This window comes from Streptomyces sp. NRRL WC-3618 (genome assembly GCF_001280005.1).
Taxonomy (GTDB): Bacteria; Actinomycetota; Actinomycetes; order Streptomycetales; family Streptomycetaceae; genus Streptomyces.
The window spans coordinates 47124-68805 of the sequence record NZ_LGDW01000225.1; the positions used below are offsets into that span (position 1 = coordinate 47124).

General features: G+C 66.9%; 25 protein-coding genes and 1 pseudogene. 10 read left to right on the plus strand and 16 right to left on the minus strand.

From position 1 onward, the window contains the following. Positions 1 to 78: 78 nt before the first annotated feature. The gene (locus tag ADL01_RS20105) at positions 79 to 726 is read right to left on the minus strand and encodes a hypothetical protein (protein ID WP_053743425.1); all 648 of its coding nucleotides are present in this window, start codon (positions 724 to 726) and stop codon (positions 79 to 81) included. A gap of 106 nt (positions 727 to 832) precedes the next feature. On the opposite strand from ADL01_RS20105, the gene ADL01_RS20110 reads away from it, so the two are divergent. After that, the gene (locus tag ADL01_RS20110) at positions 833 to 1186 is read left to right on the plus strand and encodes a hypothetical protein (RefSeq protein ID WP_053743396.1); all 354 of its coding nucleotides are present in this window, start codon (positions 833 to 835) and stop codon (positions 1184 to 1186) included. Positions 1187 to 1207: 21 nt separating this feature from the next. Here the strand turns inward: ADL01_RS20110 and ADL01_RS20115 are convergent, their stop codons facing one another. From ADL01_RS20115 to ADL01_RS20155, 9 genes are all read right to left on the minus strand, one after another. Next, positions 1208 to 1636, minus strand: coding sequence for a pilus assembly protein TadG-related protein (locus tag ADL01_RS20115; protein ID WP_107090947.1), 429 nt, complete (start codon positions 1634 to 1636; stop codon positions 1208 to 1210). 59 nt (positions 1637 to 1695) lie between these two features. Continuing rightward, positions 1696 to 2115 carry a TadE/TadG family type IV pilus assembly protein gene (locus ADL01_RS20120; protein WP_053743398.1) on the minus strand — a complete coding sequence of 140 codons (420 nt, stop codon included), beginning with the start codon at positions 2113 to 2115 and terminating at the stop codon, positions 1696 to 1698. Further along, complete coding sequence (locus ADL01_RS20125) at positions 2115 to 2615, minus strand: TadE family protein (RefSeq protein WP_420719731.1); 501 nt, start codon at positions 2613 to 2615, stop codon at positions 2115 to 2117. The genes ADL01_RS20120 and ADL01_RS20125 overlap by 1 nt, the downstream gene beginning before the upstream one ends. Positions 2616 to 2700: 85 nt before the next feature. After that, the gene (locus ADL01_RS20130; RefSeq protein WP_053743399.1) at positions 2701 to 2952 is read right to left on the minus strand and encodes a hypothetical protein; all 252 of its coding nucleotides are present in this window, start codon (positions 2950 to 2952) and stop codon (positions 2701 to 2703) included. 56 nt (positions 2953 to 3008) lie between these two features. Further along, positions 3009 to 3932: a type II secretion system F family protein gene (locus ADL01_RS20135; RefSeq protein ID WP_053743400.1), complete on the minus strand. Its 924-nt coding sequence runs from the start codon at positions 3930 to 3932 to the stop codon at positions 3009 to 3011. After that, a complete protein-coding gene (locus ADL01_RS20140; protein WP_078960640.1) occupies positions 3929 to 4906 on the minus strand; it encodes a type II secretion system F family protein in 978 nt (325 codons plus the stop codon). The genes ADL01_RS20135 and ADL01_RS20140 overlap by 4 nt, the downstream gene beginning before the upstream one ends. Positions 4907 to 5004: 98 nt before the next feature. After that, positions 5005 to 6315, minus strand: a complete 1311-nt coding sequence (locus ADL01_RS20145; protein ID WP_053743401.1) for a CpaF family protein — start codon at positions 6313 to 6315, stop codon at positions 5005 to 5007. Then, positions 6312 to 7235, minus strand: coding sequence for a hypothetical protein (locus ADL01_RS20150; protein ID WP_053743402.1), 924 nt, complete (start codon positions 7233 to 7235; stop codon positions 6312 to 6314). The genes ADL01_RS20145 and ADL01_RS20150 overlap by 4 nt, the downstream gene beginning before the upstream one ends. Positions 7236 to 7252: 17 nt before the next feature. After that, positions 7253 to 7978: a hypothetical protein gene (locus ADL01_RS20155; RefSeq protein WP_053743403.1), complete on the minus strand. Its 726-nt coding sequence runs from the start codon at positions 7976 to 7978 to the stop codon at positions 7253 to 7255. Positions 7979 to 9150: 1172 nt separating this feature from the next. On the opposite strand from ADL01_RS20155, the gene ADL01_RS20165 reads away from it, so the two are divergent. The 7 genes from ADL01_RS20165 to ADL01_RS20195 all read left to right on the plus strand — a co-directional run bounded on the left by ADL01_RS20165 (position 9151) and on the right by ADL01_RS20195 (position 14777). Continuing rightward, positions 9151 to 9822, plus strand: a complete 672-nt coding sequence (locus ADL01_RS20165) for a hypothetical protein (protein WP_053743405.1) — start codon at positions 9151 to 9153, stop codon at positions 9820 to 9822. Then, complete coding sequence (locus ADL01_RS20170) at positions 9813 to 10901, plus strand: hypothetical protein (protein ID WP_107090946.1); 1089 nt, start codon at positions 9813 to 9815, stop codon at positions 10899 to 10901. Before ADL01_RS20165 ends, ADL01_RS20170 begins: the two co-directional genes overlap by 10 nt. Positions 10902 to 10950: 49 nt before the next feature. Then, positions 10951 to 11253: a hypothetical protein gene (locus ADL01_RS20175; RefSeq protein ID WP_053743407.1), complete on the plus strand. Its 303-nt coding sequence runs from the start codon at positions 10951 to 10953 to the stop codon at positions 11251 to 11253. Continuing rightward, entirely contained in the window at positions 11250 to 12509 is a 1260-nt protein-coding gene (locus ADL01_RS20180) for a putative T7SS-secreted protein (RefSeq protein ID WP_053743408.1), read from the plus strand. Before ADL01_RS20175 ends, ADL01_RS20180 begins: the two co-directional genes overlap by 4 nt. 17 nt (positions 12510 to 12526) lie before the next feature. Next, positions 12527 to 13405 (plus strand): hypothetical protein, encoded by an 879-nt coding sequence (locus ADL01_RS20185; RefSeq protein WP_053743409.1) that lies wholly within the window; start codon positions 12527 to 12529, stop codon positions 13403 to 13405. Positions 13406 to 13473: 68 nt separating this feature from the next. Then, positions 13474 to 14088 (plus strand): hypothetical protein, encoded by a 615-nt coding sequence (locus ADL01_RS20190; RefSeq protein ID WP_234354728.1) that lies wholly within the window; start codon positions 13474 to 13476, stop codon positions 14086 to 14088. Between the two features lie 74 nt (positions 14089 to 14162). After that, on the plus strand, positions 14163 to 14777 hold the full coding sequence (locus tag ADL01_RS20195; RefSeq protein ID WP_053743410.1) for a hypothetical protein: 615 nt from the start codon (positions 14163 to 14165) through the stop codon (positions 14775 to 14777). A gap of 91 nt (positions 14778 to 14868) precedes the next feature. Here the strand turns inward: ADL01_RS20195 and ADL01_RS20200 are convergent, their stop codons facing one another. Next, entirely contained in the window at positions 14869 to 15072 is a 204-nt protein-coding gene (locus ADL01_RS20200) for a DUF397 domain-containing protein (RefSeq protein ID WP_053743411.1), read from the minus strand. Between the two features lie 310 nt (positions 15073 to 15382). Here ADL01_RS20200 and ADL01_RS20205 point away from each other — a divergent pair, with 310 nt between their 5' ends. Both ADL01_RS20205 and ADL01_RS45430 read left to right on the plus strand, forming a co-directional pair. After that, the gene (locus ADL01_RS20205) at positions 15383 to 16933 is read left to right on the plus strand and encodes an alginate lyase family protein (protein WP_324614619.1); all 1551 of its coding nucleotides are present in this window, start codon (positions 15383 to 15385) and stop codon (positions 16931 to 16933) included. Between the two features lie 163 nt (positions 16934 to 17096). Beyond that, positions 17097 to 17207, plus strand: a pseudogene (locus tag ADL01_RS45430) (IS5/IS1182 family transposase); the annotation flags it as partial. A 16-nt stretch (positions 17208 to 17223) separates the two neighbouring features. Here ADL01_RS45430 and ADL01_RS44800 read toward each other — a convergent pair. Genes ADL01_RS44800 through ADL01_RS20230 form a run of 5 tightly spaced genes read right to left on the minus strand, consistent with a single transcriptional unit; the run spans position 17224 to position 21670 of the window. Then, a complete protein-coding gene (locus tag ADL01_RS44800; protein WP_159049584.1) occupies positions 17224 to 17817 on the minus strand; it encodes a hypothetical protein in 594 nt (197 codons plus the stop codon). Next, a complete protein-coding gene (locus ADL01_RS20215) occupies positions 17814 to 18437 on the minus strand; it encodes a hypothetical protein (RefSeq protein ID WP_234354729.1) in 624 nt (207 codons plus the stop codon). The genes ADL01_RS44800 and ADL01_RS20215 overlap by 4 nt, the downstream gene beginning before the upstream one ends. A 23-nt stretch (positions 18438 to 18460) precedes the next feature. Further along, entirely contained in the window at positions 18461 to 19828 is a 1368-nt protein-coding gene (locus ADL01_RS20220; RefSeq protein WP_159049585.1) for a hypothetical protein, read from the minus strand. Beyond that, entirely contained in the window at positions 19821 to 21320 is a 1500-nt protein-coding gene (locus ADL01_RS20225) for a putative T7SS-secreted protein (RefSeq protein WP_053743416.1), read from the minus strand. Before ADL01_RS20225 ends, ADL01_RS20220 begins: the two co-directional genes overlap by 8 nt. A gap of 26 nt (positions 21321 to 21346) precedes the next feature. After that, on the minus strand, positions 21347 to 21670 hold the full coding sequence (locus ADL01_RS20230; protein ID WP_053743417.1) for a hypothetical protein: 324 nt from the start codon (positions 21668 to 21670) through the stop codon (positions 21347 to 21349). Positions 21671 to 21682 lie beyond the last annotated feature (12 nt).

Genomic DNA, 21682 nt, shown 5'->3' on the forward strand with positions numbered 1-21682 from the left:
CCGTCACGTCACATACGCGTCATCAACAACCGTGTGCACACGTGAACCTACAAGGAACGGTCGTTCGATGCGAAGCGGCTACTCGGCGAACCGAAACGTCGAAGTGATCGCGTCGAAGATGTCGAAGAACGACTCCGCGAGGTCCAGCACCTGGCTGCTGCCCGCCACCAGCGCCACCTTGCCCTCCTGGCCCGGCACCGGGATGAACGTCTGCATCAGCACAGCGCGGATGGTCCGGCCGAGTTCGTCGCCCGGTACGGCGATGTCCTCGACGCCGTACGTACGCGCCGCCGGGCCGATGCCAGGGATGTCGACGGTGGTGACCTTGCGCCAGCTGTCCCCCTCCCGCTTCGCCTCCTTGACCGCCAGCTGGGCCGCGATGGCCGCCGGGTCGGTCGAGAGGGGCTCGCCGTCCGCTGTACGGCCGCCGACCAGCGACACCGTCACCGAGCCGGTGATCGGGGTGTCGCCGCCGAAGCTCTCCGCCATGCAACCGCAGTACAGCGCGCCCGACTTCCACGCGTCCGCCGCCGCCTTCTGGAGGAACGTCGTGTACGTGTCGCGGTACTGGGCCAACTCCGGTCGCTGCCGCACCCGTTCGTCGACCATGCGCCGGATGGAGTCGTCGCGTGACTCGGGGCGCACGTCGAACTCCCACCACGACTCGGGCACCTTGATCCGGAACCCGCCTCGTTCGACCGTCTGCGCTTCGCTGTAGCGGGCCATGTCCTTACCCATTCCGTTCACTCGATCTCCTGTACCGGCATCGTTCCGTTGTACGGTGCCGGTCAGACGTCGATCAGCGTACGAGGCACTCCGGGGGGACTCACACATGGGCAAGGGCAAGTCCGACCTCACGCTCCCGCTGAGCGAGCTGGAGGACTACGGCAGCCGGCTGCGCTCCATCAAGACCCGGCTGAACCACACCAAGAAGCTCTTCGAGTCCTACAAGGACGACATCGGCGACGGCAGCGTGAACGACGCGCTGGAGGACTTCGAGTCCAACTGGGAGGACGGCCGCGAGGACATCACCCAGCAGCTCGACGCCCTCGCCGACATGTCGGACGCCGTCGTACGGGAGTTCAAGAAGCTGGACGACGAGCTCGCCAAGCAGGTCAACGAGAAGATGACGACCAAGGACACCCGGGGCGGCGGCGGCAAGGGCAACAGCGGCGGCGCCCAGTGAGCTGAGCCACGTCCCTCCCCCTCACCCCACCTCGTTCTCCGCCACCGCCTCGCCCCGTACCGTCACGTCCCCGCCGTAGAACAGCCCCGTGAACACCGGCGAGTACGTCAACTGCACCTCGACGCGTACCTCGTTGGCGTTCGCCGCCACGCAGTGGGACGCACCCGTGTCCGCGGCGGACATGTCCATCTCCTGGGCGAAGGCCCGCACGCGCGCGTCGCAGTTCTGGAAGTTGATCGGGGCGCCGGCCGCAGCGTTGCCGTAGAGGGCGTCGAGGTCGATGTCCTGGGCGGCGTAACGCGCCGCCTGTTCCGCGATGTCCGCCGCCCGTTCCCGCTTCGAGATGGACAGGCCGCCGTCGATCACGAAGGCGGAGAGGGAGAGGAAGAGGAGGGCGAAGATGATCACGGCGCCGGCGCCCGAGCCTCGGTCGTCCAGGCGGGCCGCCAGACAGGCCCACCGACGCTGCGACCGCTCGCGTACGGCAGAGGGAACCCTCGGTCTCGGCGTCACACTGTCCTCCGGAACGGGTCCAGCGGTGAGCTGAAAGTTGACGTCAGAGTCGTCGGGATGTCCAGGCCGAGCATCGCCAGGCCCCGCACCTCGCAGCTCACCTCGACCGAGAAGATGGTGTCGGGCTCGAAACCGGCGCTGGTCTGGGTGACCGTGACCGGACCGGAGCAGATGTCCGTGAGGTCGGCCTCCGCCGCCTTCCTGGCCTCCGCCATCGCCGTCGCGTGATCCTTCTGGATCGACCCGGACCGGGCCGCGTCCCGCGCCGCCCCGTCGAGCGCCCCGCGCCCGTCGACCAGTTGCCCGAAAGCCACCAGTACCAGGATGAACATGATCATCACCGGGGCCAGGATCACCACCTCGATGGTGGACAGACCCCGGTCGCCCCGGTCGCTCAGGGAAGAGAAGCAGCCCATCAGTTCTCCCCCTCCCGAACGAACCGCTCCACCGGCCCCACCGACTGCGCGTGCACCGTCAGATCGAACCCGGGGAACACCGTGGGCACCCGTGCCGTGATCTCCACGCCCACCGTGTTCTGCTCCGGCTGGAGCATCGTCACGTTCGGCGCCAGGACCAGGGACGGGCCCAACTGCTGGACGTAACTGTCCACCACGTCCTGTGCCTCGCCACGCCACGCGCCCGGCTGGTCGTGCGCCATGGCGCGGGCCTTGCGGGCGCCGGCCTGGGCCGCCGCCTGGGCGACGTGGTCCGCGAAGAAGTACAGCGCGAACTGCACAGTCGCGAAGATCATGAAGAAGAGTACGGGCGTCAGCAGCACGAACTCGATCGCGGTCATGCCGGAGTCGGACGTACGGGAGTTGGACGTGCCGAGGCCTGGCGTACGGGAGTCGGACGCGCCGAAGCCCGGCGTGCCGGCGTCACCGCGGGCGGACGCCGACGTCCGTGCGGCCTCCACCCTGCGGCGTACCCATCTGCCTGCGCCACCCACGAGCAACAACCCCGTCAACTCGACCCCGTACACCCCGTTTTCGTACGTGCGATCAGCAGGTGCCGCTTGCCTTGGCGCCCTTGATGCAGTCGCCGACCTTGTTGGCGCCGTCGCTCAGCGCGGTGTTGATGATCGCGGCGACCACGCCGACGATCGCCACGACGACCGCGGAGATGATGACCCACTCGACCGCGGACGCACCGCGGTCGAGTTCGCCGGAGCGGGCGCGCTGCACGCGGCCCCGCAGGAAGGTGACCAGGAAGTCCATTGCCGGGTTCCCGGTGCTGAAGTTCCGTCCGTTCATGGTGAGTTGTCCTCTCGAAACGAATTCTGGGTAGGGGCGGTGCTGCTGGAAACGACTCAGACCTGGAACACGCGCATCGCCGCCGGATAGATCAGGAACACCAGGAACCCGGCGCACAGCAGCAGCTGCGCCACGAGCATCGACTGCGACTTCTCGCCCGCGCTGCCCTCGATCTCGGCAAGCTCGCGGTGCCGCATGGTCTCCGCGCGGGAGGCGAGCGACTCGCGCACCTTCGCGCCGTCGTCCGCGACCAGGGCGAGGGAGGCGGAGAGGTCCTTGAGTTCCTCGACGCCCAGTTCCTCGCCCAGCGCACCGAGCGCCTGCCACTGGCTGGTACCGGTGATACGGGCGTCGGCGAGGGCGTTGCGGATGCGCTGGGTGGCCCAGCCGTCCGACACCTCCGCCGCCGCCATCAGCGCCTCGGGCAGACCCCGGCCGCCGGCCAGGCTCATCGACACCAGGTCGAGATACGCCCCGATCACCCGCCGCAGGTCGCGCCGTTTGTCGGCCGCGTCCCGCCGTACCTCGAGGTCGGGGAGGAAGAAGAAGACGAGTGCGAAGAGCAGCGCCATCCAGACCGGGATGGCGGGGCTCCGGCCCAGGCCCAGCGTCAGGACGATGACGAAGAGGAACGGGCCGAAGAACAGACCGGCCGTCCCCAGCAGCACCTTCGTCGCGAGGAAGTTCTCCCAACTCCGGTCCAGGACAGCCAGGTCGGACCGCAACGAACGCTGCTCCCAGCCCTGCTGGAAGTAGAAGTCCGAGACACGGACGCCCACTTGGGCCCGGAGCGAGCCGATACGGCCCGCGTCCTGGGTGCGATGGGCCGACTCGTAGGCCGCTCCTCGCGCCCGCATCGCGTCGATGCGCGCGACCTGCGAGACCGCACTCCGCTTCGACGGCATCAACGCCCGTACGAGGACGTAGATACCGAGGCCCAGAGTGGCGCCGACCACTACCGGCATGGTCAGGTCGTTCATCGACGGACCCCCTCTTCAGCACCGAACGGCGGCTGTCCCGGCGTGCCTTGGGCTCCTTGGGCTCCTTGGACGGGAGCTCGGGGCGGTCGTACGAACTGCACCGACGAGTCGTCCCGTACCAGGAAGCGTTCGGGGGTCTCGATGGTCGACAGCTTGCGCAGCCACCAGAAGCCGAGCGCGAACAGGCCGCAGACAGCGGCGAGTACGACCTGTCCGATCGCCGTGCCGTACGGCTCCACGAACTCGCGGTTGAAGATGGCGAGTCCGAGGACGAAGCCCACCGACACCACCACAACGATCTGTACGGACCGGCGAGTTGACGACCGCTGCGCCATGACGCGCTGCCGCATGTCGACCTCCTCGCGTGCCGACTTCGCGAGCGCGCCAAGGACTTGCCGCAGACCCGGGCCGCGCAGCCGCGCGTTGAGGATGAGCGCCGCGACGATGATGTCGGCGGACGCGTCGTTGATCTCGTCCGCGAGCTGCTGGAGCGCGTCGGGCAGAGGGGTACGGGAGCGGAGCCGGTCGACCATCGCGTCCAGGTGCGGACGCAGGACGGGGGCCGCCGCGCGCGCCGACGCCGGGATCGCCTGCTCCAGACCGACAGCGCCGGCGATCGTGTCGCGCAGCGACTCGGTCCAGGAGGCGAGGGCCTCCACGCGCCGCATGCCGGCCCGTTCCTCCGCCGCGCCGCCGAAGAGACGGTCCCAGAAGAAGACGAGGACGCCGGCCGCGATACCGGCCACCGCCCACCGGGTCAGCACCAGTACGGCGAGTCCGACGAGGGCGGCGAGCGAACCGCGCTGCCCCGCGAACCGGATGAGTTCGCCTGCGCGCTCGCTGGCCTTCTGCTTCTCGTGCTCCGGCTTGGCCGGCAGCCCGCGGATCGCGATGGCGAGGAGCGCGAGCCCGCCGCCGACGGCGACGCCGGCCACAAGCGAGTACAGGACCTCCATGGAGAACAGTCCGCCCATGGAGCCGAGCGAGCCCGCCGCCGCCGAGTACATGTCCCCGTACGCCGACGCGCCGCCACTACTACTGCTGCTGATGCTGTATGTCGTCATGATCATGGTCACCCCCAGTTCCCGCCGGGCAACCGGTACCCGTGCGCGACCAGATCGTCGAGGCAGGAGATGGGCGCGTGCGGCACGACGCGGCCGTCCGGGGTCTCCGCGAAGACCTCGCTGGACAGCACGCGGCCGTCCACGCCGTTGACCTCGCGGACCGAGGTCACCATGCGCTGGAGCCGGCCGCCCGTATGGAAGTTGTTGCGCCGCGTGATGAAGACGACGAAGTTCACGGCGCCCGCGACGAGCATCTGGCTGGCCTCGATGGGCAGCCGCTCCGACGCCTGGAGCGCGTACGTGGAAATACGGTTGAAGACCTCGTGCGAGCTGTTGGCGTGGATCGTGGAGAGCGAGCCGTCGTTGCCCTGCGACATCGCGTTGAGCATCGTCACGATCTCGTCGCCGAGCACCTCACCGACGATGACTCGGGAGGGGTTCATACGCAGCGACCGTCGCACCAGCTCGGCCATCGAAATCATGCCCTGGCCCTCGGAGTTGGGCAGCCTCTCCTCGAACGCCACGACGTTGGGGTGGAGTTCGGGAAACTGGTCGAGGCCGAGCTCCAGCGCACGTTCGACGGTGATGAGCCGCTCGTGCGGCGGGATCTCGTTGGCGAGGGCCCGAAGCAGCGTCGTCTTACCGGCATTGGTGGCGCCCGCGATCATGATGTTCTTCCGGGCGCGCACGGCACAGGCCATGAAGTGGGCGACTTCCGGAGTGACGGTGCCGTTCCCGACGAGGTCGGAGATGAAGACCTTGCCCATGCGCGCACGACGGATGGAGAGCGCCGGGCGCCGCGTCACATCCATGACGGCCGACAGTCGCGACCCGTCCGGCAGCCGCAGGTCGAGCTGCGGGTTGGCGGAGTCGAAGGGACGGGAGGAGAGCCCCGAGTAGGCGCCGAGCACCTGAATGAGCTCGATGAGCTCCTCGTCGGACTCGGCAACGGGATCCCCCGCCACCTCGCGACCGTCGGAATACCCGACGAAGACCTGGTCGTACCCGTTGATGTCGATGTTCTCGACGTCGACGTTGTCGAGCAGCGGCTGCAGCCGACCGACACCGAACAGCGCGGCGTGCACGGCAGCCGCGTACTGCTCCTCGGTCTCGGCATCCAGCGGCGTACGCCCGGCGTTGATCTCGGTGCGGGCGTAGTCCTCGAGGATCTGGGCTATGACGGCCCGCGCGTACTGCCGCTCGTCCTCGCCGGACATCGGCGTGACGTTGGAGGCTTGGTCGAGCCGACGCTGCTCGGCGATCCGGTCACCGGCGTCCTGCCGGAACCGCTTGACCAACGAGTGGTCGACAGCGGTCATCGGCCGGCTCCGGCATGACCGGGATGCCCACCGGCGTGACCGGACTGGCCCTGCATCGGCGGCTGATGGGCGCCCTGACCCTGGACGTGGCTCTGCTGGCTCTGCACCTGGCTGGGTACGGACCAGGCGGCGCCGTACTGCTGATACAGGTCCGAAGTCACCTTGCGCGCCGACCTGATGAGCATCGACTTGTCGAGCCGCCCACGCTTACGTCCGGCCAACTGCTCGGCCCCGGCCGGGTCTTCGGCGAGCGTGCCGACGACACGGGCACCCGTCTGCGCGTGTACGAGCATGTCGTTGACCTGGTTGACCAGCTTGCCCGAGTTGTTCGGATCGGCGATCAGGACGACCCCGATGAGGGGTGTGCCGAGACTGCCGGCGCCGCGCGGGCCGCCGTGCAGCTTGGTGGAGAGGGCGGCGGCGCGGTCGCGCACGCGCGCGATGGCTTCCGGTTCGGTCCGGGAGATGAGCAACACGAGCGCGGCGTGCGGAAACAGCTCGACGACAGGGGTGTCCCCGCTGATGCGTCCGCAGTCGGCGATGACGTCGGCGGGCGCGTTCGGGGAGTCGGCGAGCTGCGCGAAGGCGCTGCCGAGGGTGGGCCAGAGCCCGGCGAGCCCGGCGGCCTGCTCGGCGATGCCGAGCCCGACGAGCACTTCGAGCCCGCCGCTCAACGGCTGTACGTGGTCCCAGAGTTGATCGGGAACGAGCCCACGTCGGGCGGTCGCGGCAATCGACAGCATGCCGGTGTTGGGGTTGAGCATCCCGCCGTGCGCGGCAGCGCTGCGGTACACGAGGTCACCACCGGCCGGGTCGGTCTCGGCGAGCAGGGCCCGCCGGGGCCAGACCGCCGCGAGCGCGACGGCCGCGGTGGTCACGCCGGGTGAGCCCTTGTCGGCGGCAAGAACGATGAGCGCCATGGTTTCTGGGGCCGCCTTCAGCTGCTGGGGATGCGCACGAGGGCCACTTGGCCGACGGCGGCTGCCTGAGCGAGGTCGGCGGCCTTGGAGCTGTCGACGGTGAGGGTGACGGGGAGGTTGGTGCTGCTTATTACCTCACTGTCCTTCGTGTTCTGAACGAAGGTGACCTTCGCCTTGTCCACGATCAGGCTGGTGCCGGCGCCGGAGGAGCTGGAGCCACTGGAACCAGTACTGGAGCCGGTTCCCGTGGTGTTGCCGACACGGTAGGCGGCGACCAGGTCCCCCTGATTGAGGTTGTTCGGGTACTGCCCCTCCTTGAGGGAGAGCCCAACGGTGGCCTGCCCGGCGCCGAGGCCGGTCTCGCCGGTGAACATCTGCCCGACGGGGACGACTCCCGCGGGGATCGCGCTGACGGCCTTCAGCTTCATCAGGCCGGCCAGCTGCTCCCACCGGATGTAGTCGATGCCTTTGTCGGCCGCGACCAGGACTGACGTCGTGTTGGCCTTGCTGACGGAGCCTCCGGCCGGAATCGCCTTGGTCACCTTGACGACCTCGATCCGGTCCCCCGCCCGCAGCACGAGCATCGTCGCGCCCAGCGCGCCGACCAGAATCAGCAGCACCGCGAGAGCGGCAAGAGCCGGTTTGCGTTCGCGAGGCGGCGTCGGGAGCCGCTCACCGGACATCGACGGAGCGGGCATCGAGGAACGGCCGCCGCCCGCACCCGTACGCTCTTGGATCTTCACGCAACAGCTCCCCGTACACCCAAGAAAAATTCTGCCAATTCAAGCGCCAAATAGGACACTTCACCCGCGATACGCGTGATGCACGCGATCCACCCTTGCCGGACGTACCGCCCGGCCCGGCCGATCAGCCAGCCCTGGAGTGAGTGTCAAGCGATGGCACCGTATCAGCCGTACATAAGCCCCTCAAGGCGCGTTCTGGATGGTGAACAGCACGGGGAACCGGGCGTGCACAACGTTCTTCACGTGCAACTACGGCCGCACGGTTCCCCGTTGGGCACGGCGATGCGGTTACGGCCCCCGCTGTGCAGGCGCGAATCTGTTGCCGACCCGACATCCCCAGGCCAGACAACCTGGGTCACCACCCCCACCGTCATCACGACTCTCCCATGAGGCCTGCACGATTCGCTCACGCGAGGGGGGGCGATCCGATTCCGTCGTACGAGGGACAGCCACTACGGGCGCGCGCCCTCCCACAGCGTCCCCTCGAAGAGCTCCAGGACCTCACCCAGGCTCATCTCGCGCCACCCCTGCCCTCACCACTGCCCTGCCGACAGGATCCAGCTGCCGTCCCCTCCACCCGCCAGACCTTGCCCAAACGGTTGTCGAACTCCACGAATCCGCCGGAGGAGTCGGCCGGCTCGGGAACCTTCTGGCGGACGATCCGCGGGTAGGCCGGTGCTGCGCCCGGGGCTGTTACTTCCGCCACCGGTACTGGGATTGTCCAAGCTCATCTTCACGAACGACATTGACCCGCGCCCGGTTTCGGCGGGATGGAGTATTTTCACGTACTCCTGCCTCGACGTAGCCGCCGTCGTGGGAGTCCCGTCCGAACCTGAGGACGAGAAGGACAACGTGCCGGCCACCGGAGAGCGCATGAAGGTCGACACCAGCACAGCCCCGACACGGGAAGCGTGAGTGGACAGGCAGTCAGATCTGTATCCGGTTCGGCGTTCTCAGCGTGCGCGCCCGAGCTGCCGGTCCGGACGCTGCCCCACCATCCCGGGCCGAGCGGGTCTCCGGTGGACACGATCAGGACACAGGACGCATCGATTTCACCCCCCATAGATTCACAAACGCCCCCGCTGTGAAGCCAGTCCAGCCTGGCAAGGCCACAAGCTCCCCAGATACCGTCAGAGGTCTCAGCTGCATCGACATCTCACGGGGAGCCCACCTTGAAGCGCCGTTCTTTGCCCGTTGCCGCCGCGCTCACCGCGACCGCAGTCCTGCTGCTGACGGCCTGCGGCAGCGGAGACGACAAGTCCAGCGCCAACGACAAGATCGCCGGCGCCGAACAGAGCACGGCGACACCGACGAAGTCGGCAGAGCCTTCGGCGGCAGCGGCGGAGGACAACCCGGACGGCGTGGATGTGTCCCTACCCAAGGACATCAACCTGGTCTTCGACTGGACCAAGCCGACGAACAAGAACGAAGCGGCAGCTATGGACGACGCCGCGAACTACATCCGCGCCATCTATCACGGCGTTGACAAGCGCACGACCAAGGACGCGGCCGTGACCGCCTACTCCACCGGCGGGGGGCTGCACTACGCCCAGGTACAGATCAACGAATGGCTCAAGGGCGGCTGGACCGCCTCCGGCACACTGCGCCACTACGACGCCACCACACGGTCTGCCGCGAACGGCAACTCTGTGGAGGTCGCGTTCTGTACGGATTCAAGCAAGTTTCCCGGCAAAGAGGTCAAGACCGGGAAGATCCTTACAAGCACACCCAGCCTCGCGGACTACGACCACTTCAAGATCGTGATGGTCAAGTTCCCCACGGGTGATGGTCTCTGGCAGGCGTCCAAGGTTTCCGTCGAGACAGAGGCGTCGGAGTGCCAGTGAATACGTCACGACGTACGGCCTTCAGCACCGGCACTGTCTTGTTCCTCGCAGTCAGTGCTCTCATCCTCGCGGCACCCAGCTCCGCAGCGAAACCGGTGAACTTCGGCAAAGGCGATGACACCAACCAGCAGGGCGGCCGCGACAGCACAGGCATCTACGCCGCCGCCCAGATCCAGTACTCCGGCTCCGTCGCCAAAGGCGGCGGCACCGGCAACGTAACCTCGGCCGACGTCAACTGGACGCCCCCAGCCTGCTGGTACGCCCCGTACCTCGGCGCCAAGGACTTCAAGGCGAAGATGTCCAAGAGCATCGAGGACTCCTTGAACACGCCCGGCATGGGAGGCACCGCGGGCTCGGCGCTCGGCGACGTGCAGCGCCACTACGAGGACGACTACGGCTGGACCGACACCCCCGGCTACAAGGACTACAACGTCGACAAGGACGGCAAGGGGATGTTCTGGGCCGGCGTCGAGAACCCTAACGAGCCGGACGCTCTCAAGCGGATGTCGTGTACCGACCTCCCCTTCTGGGTCGACAACGGCGAAGCTCCGCCGCCCCAGTACGAACAGGCCATCAGCCCGGAGATCCTCGCCGCCCTCGCCTACCAGCACATGCAACTCCCCGACACCAAGGTCACCCTCGCCCCGGCGGCCAACACCAAGGTGAACCTGCCGACGTGGGCGTGGCTCAACAAGGCCGGCTTCGACGAGGTCCAGGCGACGGCGGCCCTCAACGCCCCGGGCTTCAGCATCCAGGCCACGACCACAGCCAAGCCGGTCTCCCTCAAGCTGGAGCCGGGCACTGCGGACGCCCAGACCTACCCGGCTTCCGGCGAGTGCGTCATCAACGCCGACGGCTCCATCGGCGAGCCCTACGCCCAGGGCAAGTCCAACCAGACACCGCCCTGCGGAATCAAGTACCTCCGCTCCTCGGGCGACGGAACGTACAACCTGAGGGCAACCATTACCTGGGACATCGCCTGGACCGGAACCGGCGGCGCGGGCGGCGATCTGCCGGACGGCACGTTCGGCGGTCAACAGGCGATCACCGTCCAGGAGATCCAGGCCGTCAACCGCTGAGTGCCGAGGTGTCAGCTCGGGGATCACCAGCCCCGCCGGAGGAAACAAGATGGCGAACGACTCAGACCTCAAAGTGAATATCGACCTTCTCGTGGAGTCGGAGTCCCGGCTCCGCAAACTGAAGAAGGAATTCAACAACCTGGAAGCACGCAACGACGACATACGTGAGCACTGGGGCAGCAGCGGCATCACCGACGCCATGGATGAATTTGTGGACAACTGGGATGACTACCGCAAAGCCCTGCTCGAGAACATCGACGTCGTAGGCAAACTGGTCAAGGCCACTATCGACGGATTCACGGGCTTGGACGCCGAGCTCGCCAAGCAACTACGCAAGGGAAAGAAGAAGTGACGACGGCGCCAAAGGCTCGCCCCCGCAACTGGCATCCCCTTGCGGAATCGGACCCGGTCCCGGGGGATCCCGAGGAGATTCGTACCGAGGTCAGGCACATCAAGGGCGTCGCGAGCTCTCTCCGCGAACAGGCCCGACTGCTCCGCGGCATCGGCGACGACAACGAACTCAAGGGCGAGTACGTCAACTCACTGCGCGACCAGTCCGAAGGGCTGGAGAAGAAGCTGCTCGAAGTGGCGGAACGCTACGAGCGTGTGCACGGGTATCTGCACAGCTGGGCCGGCGAGCTGGAGGACTTCCAAAGACAGGCCGACAAGGTCCTTGCCAACGCGAAGCAGGCCCAGGAAGAGGCGGACGCTGAAAAGAAAAAGGCCTCGGACAAGGCCAAGCCAGGCGAGCCGAGTCCCTCTCCCAGCGGCACGGAACATGACCCGCTGAGCGAGTACCGCCTTCAGCTCTTCCGCATAGAGGCGGCGCGGGACGAGCGGGGCGACCATTTCGCGGGCAAGATCCGTGACCAGCTCGACGACGCCATCGAGGACAGCTTCTGGGACGACGTGAAGGGTTGGGTGTCCGACAACGCCGAACTCTTCAAGGCGATAGGCGACTTCCTCGGTGATCTGAGCGGAATCCTCGGCATGCTGGCCATCATCACGATGCCGTTCCCGCCCCTGGGAGCGATCTTCGCCACGGCTGCCGTCATCACCAGCGGCCTCGCGCTCCTCAGCCATCTCACGGCCAAGGCGGGCGGTGCCGACGTCAGTTGGTTCAGCATCGGTCTGGACGCGCTCGGCTCCATCCCGGGCGTCGGCGCGTTCGCCAAGGGAGTCAAGGTCGCCGATGGCGCGGTCGCGGCTGCCCGGGCCACAAGGCTGGGCTCCGGGGTCCGCGGCGTCACCACGATCGGCCGGAACATCGTGGGTATCGGCGACAACGTCGCGGGCGCTGTGAACTTCACCGTCAAGGGCAAGACCATCGGGCTGTGGGGCCTCAAGCATGGCGGCCTGATCAAGGCCGAGGGGCTCGTGGGCCGTATGACCATGGTTGCTGAGCAGACCGTCCACAACGGTCAGTGGCTCGGGACGCGCGGTCTGAGTCTGGCGAGCCGGGGCAGGTGGGCGATCGACCCCATGAGTAACCTGGGGCGCGGTATTGACGCGGGCATCAAGATTGCTCCCAAGCTGTGGTCGATACCCACGCACCTCGGTGACGCCATTCACCCTGGCGACCGCTTCGAATCGGCGGTCGCCTCCTGATGAGGACGGACAATCCTGTGGACTGGCACTCGGAATCCGGTGAGACGGAACTGGCGCGCTACCCGGTCTCGTTCGCGACCGGTACCGCCGCGTCCGTGGAGGGAAGACGCTCCTTCCGTGACCGCCGGCGCAACGACATCGAGCCCGAACTGCCGGGCTGGCCGGCCGGGCCCGCGTTCTCGGTCCGGGGGCTCCCGGGGAAGGCCGGAGTGTACGTGGGCACCGGAGTCTCCGGTGCCCTCGCCGTGGTCGGAGGCATCCTCTCCGACCTGTTGGGCGGCAGCACGGTCAATCCCGAGCCGGGACGCGGGAAGTTGGAGGAGCGGGAGAACGAGGTCGACGACTTCCCGGTCATGTGGGCCGACGCCGACGACACCGCCCGTACGCTGCCCTGGCAACTAGACCCCTCCCGACGTCCTTCGGGGTACACCACGGAGATCGTGCTGACCTCACGACGCCTCCTCGTCATGGGCTCCGGCACTCTGCTGTGGGAGACACCGCGAGACAACGTCGCCGAAGCGACACCCCGTCGATTCAGCATCGGTCAGTCGGACTTCCGGCTCCGCTTCCGGGACGGGTCCTGGGTACGGCTGACCACACGCGTCTCCGACCACACGACGGAGTTGCTCGGCCTGCTCGCCGGAAGCCATCGAAGGCTGTCCGAATCCGAGCTCTCAACGGAACAACAGGAGCGGATCTCCCGCTTCACGGCGACTCTGCCTGCGGCAACGGCACCGCCCGTCCTCACCCGGCTGCCCAGCGGACTCGTCAGGGTCCAATCGACTGTGACCGGCAGCAAACCGGGGGTGGTCTCCGAGTCACGAGGGTTTGTGATGGACGAGGACGGTCGGGACGCGACAGCGCACTCCGGAGACATAGGACAGGGCCAGGCCTGAACGTGAGCACCAGCAACATGGGTTCGTCCGGTACCCAGACAGTCATAGACGATCCAGCAGTCCCCCCCATGTCGTTCATAGCACCGGACGGCTTCCACGCCCTGCCCGTCGACGCGGACCCGGACGACAGGGCAGCCGCCGCCGACGAGTTTGCACGCGGGCTGTACCCCGAAGGAGACGCCAACCTCTGGGAGTCGGCGGCGCCCTTCTATGCCGGCCTCACCGAAGTCTTCGCGGACGTTGGCATCGCGTACTCAGCCATGTGTGTGTTCAGCGACGACAACGGCGGCGTCGTGCACTGCTCGTTCACCGTCGGGGCCGTCGAGTCCTCACACACCAGGCCGGAGGACGCCGCCGATGTGATCGAGCAGGGCTTCGCCCGGGATCCGCTCACCGACAGCCGCCGCATGACGCTGCCCTGCGGCCCGGCCGTATCGAACATCACGCTCCGCGAAGTCATCATCGGCCCGGAATTCACCGCCACAGGTGAGGAGTGCACACTCCTCACCGGCCAGATCCAGGTCTTCGTCCCCTTCCCGAAAGCCCCCTTCGTGGCGGTCTTCACGCTGGATACGGCAGCCATGGACCACTGGGGAGAGCTCTGTGACATGACTGCGGCCATCCTCCAGACGGTGTCCTTCGTAGAACCTGTCGAGGAGTCGTCCGGGACCGTATCGAACTGATCTGCACGGAAAACGGGGGCAGAATCCCGCGCGCCGAGCTGGCCCCTGATGGCGAACTTCCGCTGGAGGCAGGGATGAGCGAGTTCTGGCCGATCATCGACATCGAGTACGTCGACGAGTACGACTGGGTCGTCGTCCCGCCACGCGCTGGCCCCTCGGCACCGTTCGAGGAGTGGGACGACATCCAGGCATGGGGTCGTGACTACGCGAGGGACCTGTGGGAGGACCGTGGACTCGATCCCGGCCCCAACGGCGTGGACTTCGTGGGCACCACCCTCACTCGCTGCGCCGAAGCCTTCTGCCCACCCGGCTCGCAGCACTGGCTCTTCCTGCACCTCGACCACCCCACCGACCTACCGATCCCCGTCTGCGTGGCCATCGGGCCGGCCCAACGCCCCCGCGAGGAGACACTTCGGGCCCTGACCCTGGCGGACGACCCGGAGGCCGTCGAGCCGCCGGTCGTCAAGACCTTCAAGGCCGAGCGGCTGGGGGAAGGCCTGACAACCTTCAGGTACGTCCCTCAGGACGACTCGCCGCATCTGCTCGCCTGTGTGCGTTACGCATGGCAGGTCGAGGAGCACGCTGCCGATGTCGTGATGTGGACCGCGACGGAGGACATCTCACGCCTCGTCAGTGCCTCCGAGGATCTCGAGAACCTCGCCCACTCCCTGGCGATCTGGATTCCCTGAGCCGAGACACCACGAAAGCGGACGCCATCCGGTCTTGTCTCCGCCGGCCCGGAGAACGGCGGAGAAGAGAACTTGCCTCGGTGGGGCGCGGTCAGGCGGCCGCGCGTGAAGCATCGACCTTGAGTACCTCGACGAACGCTGTGAAGGCTCCGAGGCGGAAGGTGAGTGTGGCGTCGGCCGGGGCTTTCGAGTCGCGTATGGCTGCTTGCGTGGGGCGGGGGGCTGTCTCCACGCAGTTGTTGCCGTCGGCGCCGCCGGAGTAAGACGACTTCTGCCAGTTGTCGGGGGTGGTCACTGCGCGCCTCAAGTTCCTTCGCCAGCCTGTGGAGGAAGTCACGCGAACGTGCGGGTTCGAGTGACACCACCTCCAGCTGGTGACCGGGCTGGGTGCCGCGCGGTTGGATGCGCGAGACTGCCGGTTCCAACTCCCGGCTGGACGCAACCCGGACGGGTACTCGCACCATCCGGTGACGCTGAGTCCCGTGACGGAAGACCGTCAAGACCACCTGCCCTTCATCGGTGGCGCCCACTTTTTGTTATCGCCTGCTCCGTGTCCCGTCTCCTGTACGTAGGCACCCTCCCCACGAGAGCCGAGGAACGACGCAGTGACACTTCGGATCAGTCGGCGCAGCATGCTCAAGGCCGCGGGAGCGGCGACCGGCGCGGTCGGTATCGGTATCGGCACGGGCGTGGCCGCCTCCCCGGCGACGGCGGCGGACAAGCCCTTCGCGCACCCAGGAATGCTCCACACCCGGGCCGATCTCGAGCGCATGGCCGCCAAGGTGAAGGCGGGCGCAGCCCCCTACACGGCGGGTTTCGCCAAGCTCACCGCCAACCGCCACTCGCAGAGCACATGGCGGCCCAACCCGCAGGTGATCGTGGCCCGGGGAGGGAGCGATGTCCAGAACTACCCGATCCTCTACAACGACATCCATGCCGCGTACCAGAACGCGCTGCGCTGGAAGATCACCGGCGACACCGCACACGCCGACACCGCGCGGGACATCTGCAACGCCTGGTCGGGGACGTCGAAGGGCATCGGCGGAGGCTCCGACATCGTGCTCCTGGCGGGCATCTACGGGTACCAGTTCGCCAACGTCGGCGAGCTCATGCGCGGCTACCCCGGCTTCGACCTGGCCCGTTTCCAGGACATGCTGATCACCTACTTCTATCCGATGAACCACGGCTTCCTGAACCGCGAGACCAATTGCTGGGGCCACTACTGGGCGAACTGGGACCTGTGTTCCATGGCCTCGCTCATGGCCATCGGGATCCTCTGCGACGACCGGGCCAAGTTCAACGAGACGGTGGACTACTTCCACAACGGCGCAGGCAACGGCTCGCTGGCCAAGGCGATCCCCTACGTCTACGACGACCTGGGCCTGGCCCAGTGGCAGGAGAGCGGGCGCGACCAGGCCCACAGCATGATGGGCATCGGCCTGATGGGCACCATCTGCGAGATGGCCTGGAACCAGGGCGTCGACCTCTACGCCGCGGACGACTCCAAGTTCCGCAAGGCGTGCGAGTACGTCGCCCGGTACAACCTCGGCTACGACGTGCCGTACACCACCTACACCTGGACAAACGGCCCGCACTGCGTGCCAACGGAGCAGACCGTCATCGCCGAAGGCGGCCGTGGCCAGGGGCGCCCGGTCTGGGAGCGGGTCTACAACCACTACGCCATCAGGCGCGGCATGGCCATGCCGAACACCGGCGCCATGGTGGCGGGCCGCAGCAGGCTCAAGGGAGGCGGCGGCGACCACGGTCCCGAGGGAGGCGGCGGCGACTACGGTCCGAACAGCGGCGGATTCGACGAACTCGGCTTCGGCACACTGGCGTTCACCCAGGACAAGGCCACCGCGGCCGAGTCGGCAACCGCGCCGTCCGGGTCGGCGCCGACGCCTGCCGCCAAGTCGGGTTCATCTGGGTCATCCAGCTCATCCGGTTCATCTGGATCGTCCGGGGACTCCGCCGCCGAGCCGCCCTCCGGCCCCAGCGCCCAGGCCGGTAAGAGCGACGGCGATCTTGCCGCCACCGGTTCCTCCGACCTCCCGCTGTGGACGGCCGCGAGCGGCGTCACCGCCGTCGTCGGCGGTCTCCTCCTGTTGCGCCGCCGCGGCCGGGCCACCGCGACGCCGAGTGACACCGTGGAATGACGCCGCGGAATGAGACCGGGAGTGACACCCACCCGGCCCGCCGGTTGCGTACGCGTACGCGTACCGGCAACGGTGTCCCGGGCCCTGCTGACCCGCTGGCCTCGGCGGTGGCTCCGCCCTCTCCACGAGACGGCGCGGCCACCCCGCGCGAGCACGCCTATAAGGGCTGAAGCCCATGGTCGAGGGTCACCAAACGAGACACGACCCCCATCGAGGCCGGTACTTCAAACACCAGCGCCTTCACGGCGACACGGCGTACAAGCCCCCATCACTCGTGAGTAAGCTCTGCTTCAGAACGCCACAGACAGCGTCTTCACGATGCCGGCCGCAGCCTCCTCCATCTCGTCGGCGATTCCCGGCACGGTCCACGACATGAGGAACACCACCGCGCTCTCAGCACCGGTCGGCAGCACTCCGTACATGAGCGTCTCCAGGAGGACGCCCGGGCCGTCTGACGAGGGAGCAGCCGTGGCGAAGTTCTGGCGGATGCGTACGGCAGGCCCGATGGGCACTTCGGTACGTGTGATCAGTGGCGGGCCGAAGTCGTGGGCGCTGAAGGTTTCCGCCAGCCAGTCCAGGGTGATCCGGGGCACCGCCGCGTCGGGATGGACGAGGTCGATTGCCAGGGTTGCCAACGCGTTGTCGAAGCCGTCGGGGTAGAGGGCGAAGGCGTGGAAGGGGTCGCGTCGTCGGCTGTCCTCGGCTTGCGCGCGGAGATCCTTCTCCAGCACCTTCGCGTCGAGCTCGTAGCCCGCCGCCCGGCTCCGCTGCCTAAGGTCGGCAGCCGTGCTCCTGGCCCAGCACTTGACGTTGTCGGTCGGCTCGATCGCGAGCTCCACCCAGTCTGTTGGGCAGACGATTCCACATTCCCGAAGGTCACTCATGCCGCATCCATCCAACTGAGAGATCCGGCGACCGCGTCGAAGAGGTCGACCATGGCATCGGCGATCTGGATGAGTGGAGTGGAGAAGGTGAGGAGCAGGATCGCCTCGGCCCTCGGTACCTGCACCTGGTAACCCAGCGTTACGGAAGGCAGTGCGTAATGCGCGTCCTTCTCCGCGTCCTTCTCCATCTCTGTCGGCGGGCGGTCGCGAGCCGGATCGTATTCCTCGCGGACCCGAAGCGCCGGTCCTGCCGCGAGCTCGACGACCGACACCTCCCGGTTGTCCTTCCCTTCGACAGCCAGTCGGTCGGCGATGTCGTGCAGGGCCGGAAGGCGCCCTCCCTGGGGAGGGAGGCCCAAGGCGATCAGCAGCGATGCCGGGACCGTGAGCGGGCCTGCCTGCTGGAGGCTGAGGTAGAGCTCGATGCCGCCTTCCTCGAAGGCCCTGGCCGCCTGTCGCAGCATGTCCTGTCTGAGTTGCGCCTTGATCTGGGGCGCGTTGTCGATCCCCTTGCACTGCCTCTCCACGAGGGCATCCACCGACTGCTCGCGTCGCTCCGGGGCGATGTGAACCCTGAACCAGCCTTCTGGCAGCAACAGTTGATAGTCCGCAGGTGGCATGGGATCACTCTGAGGCGTCGAGGTCATGACGTCTCCGGGACATGAGGACGGTCCTTGGTGAGGCGGCTGGCAAGCTGGTGGGCGATGGCCGGGGCCCACACGGCGATCACCGTCAGGGCAGACAGGGCTCCCGCAACTTGAGCAGGCGCCCTGTCGGAGAAAAGGCCGGCCAGGAGGAACGCGCTGAAGAGGGGGAGCAGGATCACCTCGCTGCCTCCGACCACCGATTCGCCCCAACTGGTCGCCGTGCGCGCCGCCTTGCCTTCCATTGGCGACATCTCCCTGGCATCGCCGGCGAGTTCATGGGCTCGATACCAGAGGTCCGGATCGTCCGTGCCTCTCGTGTTTGAGGCAGGCTTGTACTTCTCATCGGACACGGGGAGTTCGAGGGCCGCCACGAGCTCGGACCAGCGTCGGTCACCGTCCGGACCCGCGAACCACCACCGCCACGGCAACAAAACGCGGGCCTGACCGTCACCGTCCCGCAGTTCAACACCCAAGAGGACAGCCGTTTTCGGGTCTGTCAGCCGCACCAGCCGCGCGATGCCATGAGCCTCACGCCGCGCATACCACCGCTCCTCTCCCACGGTGTTGGTCAGGACGACATCGCCGGGCAGCACCCGCACGGCCGCCGTTTCGAGGAACCGGCGAGTGGCACCGGCGCCCGATTCAGGAGAGGGCTTGATGGCAACGGCACCGGCGAGCCGCGCGTCACCGCGCTTGCGCCACCAGGCGAGAGCACGCACGAGGACATCGCTGCCGGGCACCAGAAAGAGTGAGCCCGCCGCAATGACGGGGCCCCAACTGCTGGTGCTTCCCAGCGAGATGAAGAGGGCCAGAGAGATGAACCAGCCAGCCAGTCCGACACCTCGCGCCCAACCGTTCCAAACGGGCACATCGACTTCGATCGCTGAGTCGTAGTCACCGCCTCCAGGACTTCCGATCACTTCTCGGCCCCAGGGCTGCGGGCTCTCCGACAGGGGAATGCCGAGACGGTCGGACAGTTGCTTCAGACCGGTACGGCTGAGGCAATTTCGCGGGCTCAGATCCGCCGTCCCCGTGGCAGTCGCCTCGGGAAGCCACTGAGCGAGGGGAACCTGGAGCACATAGCGCCCCTCGGCATCCTGGAAGACGACAACACCCCACCGTGCCATGGGACTTTTCATGGTGGTTTCCCAGACGTCGGCCGGCGGGAAGAAGACGGCTTGCCGGACTCCGCCGTCCCCTACGAGATACCGGCGCTCACGTCCACGCCGATTCCGTACGACCAAACTGTTTCCGTCGGCGAAGACGCGCGCATTGCGTACTACGTCGAGGCCGGGGTTCCGCATGCTCTTCGGCCGCAACGCCGGCTCTCGGGGCGCCGTGGCGTTCTTCGATTTCTCAGCCATCACTTGTGGTCCACGCATCCTTGATCCCGGTCGCCGACCAAACACCGTCATCCAGTCCGTCGACGCCAAAACGGTCACCGAACCATCCCGTAATTGCACCCTTGTCCATGGCATCCGTAAGAGAGGCTATACCCGTCGACCCCCTCCAGATACGCGTCTGCATCTTGAAGACGCCGGACAGATTAGAAACCGCATCGCTGGACCGCACGGCCTCGCCGATACCGTCAATCCCTCTACTCAGAGAGTTAAGCCCTGCATCGCCGAACCTGGGACGCATACCATCATTCCACGCTCGGGACCAGGTATTTCCCCTGAATAGATCTCCGGAATCCTTGAACGCCTTAAGGTCCTTGAAGCTGTCGACCATTTCCTTGCCGATGGCCTTGGGGCTGAACGCCTCGGCCAAGCGCCCCGCACCGGGGAACCAGCCCTTGGGAGCACCGGCGACAGCTTCCGCACCCGCCTTGCCGCGCAACGCACCGGCGCTCAGCCGATCTGCTTCTTTCCACGCCGCTTGAACTGCCTTGTGGTACGCGGCAGTCCCCTTCTTCGCGGTCACCCGCGCCATGGCGTTTCGGAACGCGGCCGAGCGGGCGACACCCTTCGCTCCCGCCGCGGCTCCTCGTGCGCCTGCGATGGCGCCCCGACCGATACCGAATGTCGCCAGACCCACGACGTCCAGCGCGACATCGAACCAACTTCCCTCCCCCGCGAGGGCCAGCACCATGTGGCCGACCAGGGAGATGACCGTGGCGATCAGCGCGATGGTGCCGAGTACCCCCGCAAGCGCCTGCCCGACGATAGGAATCCATCCGACCACCAGGGACAGAGTTCCGCAGATGGTGGCAACCCAGCCGAGAACGTCGACGAGTTCCTTGATCCAGCCGGCATTGTCGTGGACCCAGTCCTTGAACTTGTCCCAGTTGCCGTCCTTCAGACCGTCGTTGTCGATCGCGGTCCGAATGGCATCACGCGCACGCTTGACCGCAGCATCGCGGACATCCTTGGCGGCTTCGAGATCCTTCTTCGCCCGCTCCATCGCCGAAGTCGCCGCCTCCTGACGCTTCTCCAGCTTCTTGCGGCCCGGATCGTCGTCCGCCGTATCCTTTGGCAACCCGTCGATCGCGCCGGTGCTCGTCTTCTGGTCCGAGTCCGCGCCCTGGGCGTCACGGAGCGCCTTGTCAGCCATGGTCTGGGCGTGATGCAGCTCCGAGGCGTACTCCTTCGAGGAGCCGCCTTCGATCACCTTTTCGCCGAGGGCGTCCGCCGCCGCGTCGTATCGCTTGAAGGCTTTTCGCAGCTTCCCTTCGGCACCTTCAGCCTGCGTACGGAACTCTTCGGCCGTCTTGCTCTTCCACGCTTCGACGGACGAGAGCGCCTTGATCTCGTCCGCCTGCTTCTTGATGGATTCCGCGGTCTTACGCAAATCGCGGCCGAGCCTGGCAACTTGCTCTGGATCGCCGGGGATCGGGTCCGAGGATTCCCCGATCACCGCCCATTCATCAGCCCGAGGACGCGTCACCTCGCGCCCGCTTTACCGCTCGTACCGTCTTTATCTGTGCTGCGGAGAGCCTCGGCGAGTTGGTGATCAATGTCCTCATAGGCCTGAGCCGCAGTGGAGAGAATCTTCGAGAGCTTCTCGATCTCGTCCGTGAGTCGCTCTCGATGGATCTTCCAGTTGTCCCCGAAGTCATCGAACGTGTCGACCAGACTCCGGTCGCCAAGCACATCGCCACCAAGGCCGTCGGCAGGATTCGCGTTCTGGGTAAACTCCCGGTGGATCCTGGAGAGCGATCTTGCGCTCCCTTTGATGCGTGTGACATCGGCAGTCTGGTCCGACATGGTCCTCCTACT